This window comes from Deltaproteobacteria bacterium (genome assembly GCA_016931625.1).
Taxonomy (GTDB): Bacteria; Myxococcota; XYA12-FULL-58-9; order XYA12-FULL-58-9; family JAFGEK01; genus JAFGEK01.
Genome location: JAFGEK010000097.1, coordinates 1 through 6530 on the forward strand (window position 1 = coordinate 1; position 6530 = coordinate 6530).

General features: G+C 41.0%; 6 protein-coding genes, 1 tRNA gene and 1 pseudogene. 3 read left to right on the forward strand and 5 right to left on the reverse strand.

The window, feature by feature from the left end; all coding sequences use genetic code 11:
- Nucleotides 1–47: 47 nt before the first annotated feature.
- Nucleotides 48–275, forward strand: a pseudogene (locus JW841_09080) (tyrosine-type recombinase/integrase).
- Nucleotides 276–417: 142 nt separating this feature from the next.
- Here JW841_09080 and JW841_09085 read toward each other — a convergent pair.
- Nucleotides 418–493 (reverse strand) — tRNA-Phe (locus JW841_09085).
- A gap of 386 nt (nucleotides 494–879) precedes the next feature.
- Here JW841_09085 and JW841_09090 point away from each other — a divergent pair.
- The gene (locus tag JW841_09090) at nucleotides 880–1149 is read left to right on the forward strand and encodes a hypothetical protein (GenBank protein ID MBN1961089.1); all 270 of its coding nucleotides are present in this window, start codon (nucleotides 880–882) and stop codon (nucleotides 1147–1149) included.
- Nucleotides 1150–1212: 63 nt separating this feature from the next.
- On the forward strand, nucleotides 1213–1863 hold the full coding sequence (gene nth / locus JW841_09095; GenBank protein MBN1961090.1) for an endonuclease III: 651 nt from the start codon (nucleotides 1213–1215) through the stop codon (nucleotides 1861–1863).
- Nucleotides 1864–2064: 201 nt separating this feature from the next.
- Here nth and clpA read toward each other — a convergent pair whose 3' ends face one another.
- The 4 genes from clpA to JW841_09115 form a co-directional block, all read right to left on the reverse strand.
- On the reverse strand, nucleotides 2065–4311 hold the full coding sequence (gene clpA, locus JW841_09100) for an ATP-dependent Clp protease ATP-binding subunit ClpA (protein ID MBN1961091.1): 2247 nt from the start codon (nucleotides 4309–4311) through the stop codon (nucleotides 2065–2067).
- Nucleotides 4308–4649, reverse strand: coding sequence for an ATP-dependent Clp protease adaptor ClpS (locus tag JW841_09105; GenBank protein MBN1961092.1), 342 nt, complete (start codon nucleotides 4647–4649; stop codon nucleotides 4308–4310). The genes clpA and JW841_09105 overlap by 4 nt, the downstream gene beginning before the upstream one ends.
- Nucleotides 4650–4728: 79 nt before the next feature.
- On the reverse strand, nucleotides 4729–6174 hold the full coding sequence (locus JW841_09110) for a hypothetical protein (protein MBN1961093.1): 1446 nt from the start codon (nucleotides 6172–6174) through the stop codon (nucleotides 4729–4731).
- 77 nt (nucleotides 6175–6251) lie between these two features.
- Nucleotides 6252–6401 carry a hypothetical protein gene (locus tag JW841_09115; protein ID MBN1961094.1) on the reverse strand — a complete coding sequence of 50 codons (150 nt, stop codon included), beginning with the start codon at nucleotides 6399–6401 and terminating at the stop codon, nucleotides 6252–6254.
- Nucleotides 6402–6530 lie beyond the last annotated feature (129 nt).

The window sequence follows — 6530 nt, forward strand, 5'->3', positions numbered from 1 at the left end:
AAATCTTATATTTAAAAGCATAAAAAAGATCTCTCACTACGTTCGAGATGACACCCATGTTTCGCCAGTATTTATTGAGAACTTACCGTGTGGCACCGTTACAGGCACCGTTACAGGTCGCTTGCAAGCGTTGTGGTATCCCTCGTTGTTCTCCCAACGATTTACGCCGCACTTTTTCACACTGGTGGCGGCAAGCGGGTGTACCACTTGAGCTGATTGCACCAGCTATGGGGCATGCTGATACGCGTATGGTCGAGCGTGTTTATGGCAAATTAACTACCGATGAATTAGCAAAACGCCTAGCCGCAATAGTTCCTAATTACCACAAATACGCCACAGACTCATATGCAAACGATGGATTTGATAGACATAAAGGATTGGCAGATTCATCAGAAACGATTGATTTTACTTCAAAGATGGTGCCCAGGGGCGGAATCGAACCACCGACACGAGGATTTTCAGTCCTCTGCTCTACCAACTGAGCTACCTGGGCAAAAATGCTAAAGTTGGCCAGGGCACCGGGGCCGACAACTAACCCTTAGAGAGCCAACAGTCAACTAATTTGATAAATAGCAGTTTAATAAATTTTAATTGTGATCATGATCAAATCAAACCTAACTTTATTAAAAAATGAACTTTTAAATCGGTAATAATAAAAATTATATGTAAAACCAATAGACTATATATTTACGTTTCTGCAAGAATAACAAGAAGATAAATACCACCAATTATTTAAAATACCCAGCTTACTGTAATTATACGTGCACCTAACTATAAAATAATTAGCAACACTTTAAGGATTTCACCGATATTAAATAGTAAGAAACAAAAACAATGACTTTTAATCACTATATATTAATAAAAAGTAGAGATATTAAAATGAAAACTTTAAATGATGTAATAGAATTAGCCGCAAGTTTAGACGGAAAAACCGGTAACAGTCCTGATGAAAAAGCATTAATGAATGCGTATATTGCCCAACGAACTCAGTTGGCTATCAATCATCCTGAACTGCAAAAGACACTTTACAATGATGTCTATAACAGCCTAAAAAACTTTAAAAAAACTTTTAGTGATGACAATGGCGTTGTTGATATAACTATCATTAAAAAAATGACTTCTGCAATAAATGCCAGCCTTGAACCTTAAATTAACTTTATAATTTATATTCTTTGCTATATCCGTCATAAAAGGATATCGCTCACAGCCATTATGGCAATGGCAGTTAAAACAAAGGTTAGCAAAATTATTGCGGTCTTGCATGAGCTCTACCCCAACCCTACTTGCGCGCTTTTTCACCACAATGCATTTGAATTGTTAGTTGCCACAATTTTATCAGCTCAAGCTAATGACAAAACCATAAATACAGTTACGCCTGAATTGTTTGCAAAATTTCCTACCCCAGCAGCTATGGCCGCAGCACCGCTTGCTGAAATTGAACATCTGGTGAGTCGTGTTAATTTTTTTCATAATAAAAGCAAAAATATTAGCGCCATGAGTAAAGCGTTGGTTGAAAAATACCATGGTGAGGTTCCACAATCGATCGAGGCTTTAATAAAACTACCAGGTGTAGCTCGAAAAACCGCCAATGTAGTGCTTGGCACCGTGTGGGACATTAAAAGTGGTATTGTTGTTGATACTCATGTAATGCGTTTATCTCAACTTCTTGGGCTATCAACTGCCAGCGAGGCCCCTAAAATTGAACGCGATTTAATGGCAATCGTTCCCCAAGATGATTGGATTTTATTCAGTAATCTGTTGATTTATCATGGTCGGCAAATTTGCATTGCACGTCGACCACTGTGCAAAAATTGCGGCTTAAATAAACTTTGTCCATCTGCTTTTAGAGCAGTTCCATTTTGAAGTGAGCGTAGCGAGACACGATAGACCGTAGCCGAAGGTGGCGCCCGAGGAGTGAGCAGCGCAGGAATAGTGGACCTATTTCGAGCAGCGAAACGACGAGGCCGCCAGCTTTAGGCAGGTATGTCGTGTCGCAGTAGATCAATTCAAAAGGAAACTGCTCTAAGATTGCGGTGAAACCTAAAAAAATATCCAAAAAATAAATTAAACACGCGGTTCACAAGTAAGTACTAGTTCACCGGTGTTCTCGTCGACTTGTACTTCACCACCATTAGTTAATTTGCCAAAGAGAATTTCATCAGCTAATTGGCGCCGCAATTTTGTATCAATTAAACGAGCCATGGGACGCGCCCCATGTTTTTGGTCATAGCCGTTAGTCGCTAACCAATGCCGCGCCTGGTCGGTAAGCGAAATCGTAATCCGCTTAGATTCAAGTTGTGCTTCAAGTTCAGAAATTAGCTTATCAACCACCTGTTCGATAATTGGCGGCGTTAAGTGAGCAAAAGTAACCCATGCATCAAGACGGTTGCGAAATTCAGGGGGAAATAATTTTTCGATGGCGCGTTTTTCGCTGCCAACACTCATCGCTTCACCAAAACCAATAGCATTGGCTTGCATATCAAAAGCACCGGCATTGGTGGTCATGATCAAGGTGACATTGCGAAAATCAGCTTTACGCCCATTGTTATCAGTAAGAGTGGCGTGGTCCATAACCTGTAATAATATATTAAATATATCTGCATGGGCTTTTTCAATTTCATCAAGGATTAATACTGCGTGCGGATTTTTAACGATCGCATCGGTTAGTAACCCACCTTGATCAAAACCAACATATCCTGGTGGCGCACCAATAAGACGCGACACGGTATGCTTTTCCATGTATTCAGACATGTCAAAACGAATAAGTTCTACTCCGAGGGCTTTGGCTAATTGACGCGCCAACTCAGTTTTACCAACGCCGGTTGGCCCTGAGAACAAAAAGCTGCCCACCGGATGTTCAGGGTGAGCTAAGCCGGCACGCGAAAGTTTTATCGCCGCACAAATCGCATCAATGGCATTATCTTGACCATAAATTACCAGTTTAAGGTCACGATCTAAAGTAGCAAGTCGCTCTTTATCAGACGTTGAGACCGTGCGCGATGGCACTCTGGCCATACGCGCTACGATATTCTCAATATCTTTAGTACGTATATTTTTAGGACGTTTTGAAGCAGGCAGCAAGCGAGCCGCCGCGCCAGCTTCATCAAGTACGTCGATAGCTTTATCAGGTAAGAAGCGATCACTAATATATTTTGCCCCTAATTCAGCAGCAAGCCGAACGGCGTTGTTAGTATAGGTAATACCGTGATGATCTTCGTATTGTTTTTTTAATCCCTGCAGAATTAACACGGTTTCAGCTACCGATGGTTCTTTAATGTCAATTTTTTGAAAACGTCGCGCCAAAGCCCGATCCCGTTCAAAGGCATTTTGAAATTCTTTGTAAGTAGTTGAACCAATACAGCGCAAATCTCCAGCAGCAAGCGCTGGCTTTAATATATTTGAAGCATCAAGCGTGCCCCCTGAAACTGAACCAGCCCCCACTATGGTATGTATTTCGTCAATAAACAAAATGGCGTTTTCTTTATTGGTGATCGCCTTAATTACTGCTTTTAATCGCTGTTCAAATTCACCGCGAAATTTAGTACCTGCTATTAACGCCCCCATATCAAGGGCATAAATTTCAGCACTACGTAAAAGTTCGGGAACTCGCCCTTCGTAAATCGCTAAAGCTAAACCTTCGGCAATTGCTGTTTTGCCAACCCCCGGTTCGCCTACAAACACGGGATTATTTTTGCGGCGACGACATAAAACATGAATCGTTCGTTCAAGCTCTTGCTGACGACCAATAAGCGGATCAATTTTGCCAGCGGCAGCCTTGGCAATTAGACTAATAGTAAAAGCTTCAAGTGGATCCTGCTTGTTGCGGCTATCACCAGTATCATCTTCTTCGACTTTGGGAAATTCGCCTAAATCACCCTCACCATTTTTAGAAATACCATGCGAAATGAAGTCAAGAATATCAAGGCGGTTTATTCCTTGCTGCCGCAGTAAGTATACCGCTTGCGAATCAGGCTCATGAAACATTGCCGCTAATACATCACCTGCGTCTATTTCTTTCTTGCCGGCAGATTGTACGTGAATTGCAGCACGACGCAGCACGCGAGTTACCGCCAAGGTTTGTTCAAGATCTAAACGCTCACCAGGTGAAACGACTTCAAGTGTAATTAGATATTCTTCAAGCGATTTTTTTAAAGCATTAATATCCGCGCCACAGCCTTCAAGAATATTTATCGCCCATTTATCATGGCACATAGCAAACAATAAATGCTCAAGACAGACGAGTTCATGTCGTCGGCGTTCAGCTTCGCGTACCGCTAAATTAAAGGTCAGCTCTAACTCTCGGGTAATCATGTTTCGGGCTCCGTTGAGCAACGCAAGGGAAATTCATGAGCCCTGGCAATGCGAATAACTTTAGCAGCTTTGGTTTCAGCGATTTCATGGCTATAAACACCAGCAATACCAACGCCTTTTTGATGAACTTGTAACATAATTTCAGCGGCTTTAATTTCAGAATGACGAAAAACCGTCATTAATATCATCACCACAAAATCCATGGTGGTATAATCATCATTATGCAATAGCACCTTAAATAAGCGTGGTCGTTGAACTTTGCGTTCTTGGGCGGTTGCTATTGCCCCTTCGCCTTGCCAGCTGAAGTTATTATTATTATCGTCATGTTCGTGTGCCATCAATGCACATTATAAGCATCCTGCAAGCAAAACGATAGCTTTCAAGCTATAAACTTAAATTATTTTGGCATTAAAAATCTTATAGAGTTACGGCTATTTCAATGCCTACATTCCACTCACGTTTACTTTCATACTTGCCATAATTTCGTGAGTTGGGATCAGTATTTAATTCCCATTGTTGCGTTATGCGACCAACAAGATAGGTATAGGTAACCAATTGATAACGCGCCTGGGCCACTGCGTATGAACGGTTATCGAGTTTAAAAATATCTTCGGTATTTTCGATATTTGTACGTGCATAAAATGCTTTAAATTGCACAACTTCAAGAGCCGGAACACTTAAAAACACTTGCAGATTAGGGTAGCTGCCTTGATAGGCTTCATAGCTAGCACCAATTTGAAACAGCCCAACAAAATCAAAAGCCAACTCCCCTAAAAAGCCATTAATACCTTTACCTGAAGGCAAATTGCGTACCGTTACTACTTTAGGTGCTGCTTTGTTATCAAATTTATAACTGAAACGTTCAATTTCATAAAATGAGTTAAAATACGCAGGTAAGTAATCAGATGCAAAACGGCGATATTCAAGACGAATAGGAATAGTCAATGAAAAGCCGATTGGCATTTTTAAAGTGGTTAGCACACCAAGGTGCCAACCCCAGCCAGCTTGATTGATAAAATTCAAATCAGTGTAAGGAATTAAGTCGATAATAGCGGTGTGGAGGGCTTGTACTTCGAGATCAAAACCATAAACTGATGCTTTAATCGATTGCTCAACTACATAGGCACCATTTTTAACTAAAGGCGTAGCTGTCACGCTACTACCAGATTGCCCACTAGTATCAGCCATTTTATAAATAGCTGGCGCATTGACATCGCTAACTAAACTAAAGCCAACTGCTAAAATATTTAACAAGCCACTTGGGTCAACTAATACTAGCGGTTTGAAGTAGGCACGAGTACCAAAAATACGTGAACGAGTATTGCTTGAATCGTAAATTGACCCAAGATCAGAAATTAAAGTTTCGATACCACCATAGTCAGTATTTACATCAAAGGTGGAACCAACTCGAAATGTCGCCGCATCAAGATTGTTGATATAACCTTTAACGATAGTGCCATGTCCAATATCCGCGGCTAATTCGCCAACCCGTAAATAAAAATTATCGCGTTTATGCCCTAAGCGAACATAACGTATTACTTGTAAGAATTCGCTTTTTTGATCCCAATCTTCACGACGAATGATGCCATAGTAATCATTTGCCTTATCATCAGGAGGCATACGCAAACGCAACGGCACTTGCAGCCCAAGGCCTACCGGGCCAAGATTAAGTTCACTCTTAAGGGTAAGCTGCAAAAAATTATCTTCGCCAATCTGGGTGAATCCCAAAGCAGCGCCGATAGTCTGCTGTCCTTGCGGCATTGAACTAGCAAAGCGTTCTTCACCTGGCATCGGCCCCATTTCAGCTCGCACGTTATATAAGGGTAGTAAAAATATGGAAATCGTCGCGAGCAGTCGCTTCATAGCTGCCTCCATTTATTAGTACTGTAGATGATCATACACAGTGGCAGTTAAAATCAAATGATTCTTGAAAAATCTCTTTAACGCAAAGTGCCTTTGCGCTGGTGGTGTTTAATCTGCATCATAAATACCGAACCGGTAATGCCATCAAGCAGGGCGAATATGCCAATACCCATAATTGCAGCCAGTATTGCTGTAAATTTATCTAAATCTGAAAAAATATAAAACACAAAGTCCAAAATAGTTGTTTGCAATATCCTTTTTTTTAATATTTGATTTTAAAATTAACCGGTTATCTGTTATGGCCGTAACTTCTCAAAAAGTCTGGGCGAAACAAAGAATGTCATTTCGACTGCAAG